We start from the raw sequence: 389 nt of genomic DNA, 5'->3' as shown, positions 1-389 counted from the left end.
GTGCGGGTTCGACCCCCGCCCTCGGCACCATATGCGCCCGTAGCTCAATTGGATAGAGCGTTTGACTACGGATCAAGAGGTTAGGGGTTCGACTCCTCTCGGGCGCGTTTTCTTTCGGGAAGTGGCTCAGCTTGGTAGAGCACCTGGTTTGGGACCAGGGGGTCGCAGGTTCAAATCCTGTCTTCCCGATACTTGTTTGGGGCCTTAGCTCAGCTGGGAGAGCGCCTGCCTTGCACGCAGGAGGTCAGCGGTTCGATCCCGCTAGGCTCCACCAAAAAAGTTCTTTGAAAACTGAACGAAACAAACAACGTAAACGTCAATTTTTATTTTTAGATGCTAGACAAACTAACTTTATTGGAGAGTTTGATCCTGGCTCAGGATGAACGCTG

The 389-nt window shown here is 52.2% G+C and carries 3 tRNA genes; all 3 read left to right on the top strand.

The annotated features are described in order from the left end of the window. Positions 1-33: 33 nt before the first annotated feature. The 3 genes from MR066_RS27055 (at position 34) to MR066_RS27045 (ending at position 274) form a co-directional block, all read left to right on the top strand. Positions 34-107, top strand: a tRNA-Arg gene (locus MR066_RS27055). Positions 108-115: 8 nt separating this feature from the next. Then, positions 116-189: transfer RNA gene (locus tag MR066_RS27050), tRNA-Pro, on the top strand. A gap of 9 nt (positions 190-198) precedes the next feature. Beyond that, positions 199-274, top strand: a tRNA-Ala gene (locus tag MR066_RS27045). The last annotated feature ends 115 nt before the right edge of the window (positions 275-389 follow it).

The organism is Bacillus cereus group sp. BfR-BA-01523, from assembly GCF_022662615.1.
Classification (GTDB): domain Bacteria; phylum Bacillota; class Bacilli; order Bacillales; family Bacillaceae_G; genus Bacillus_A; species Bacillus_A mycoides.
This window is presented reverse-complemented; position numbering and strand designations above follow the sequence as displayed.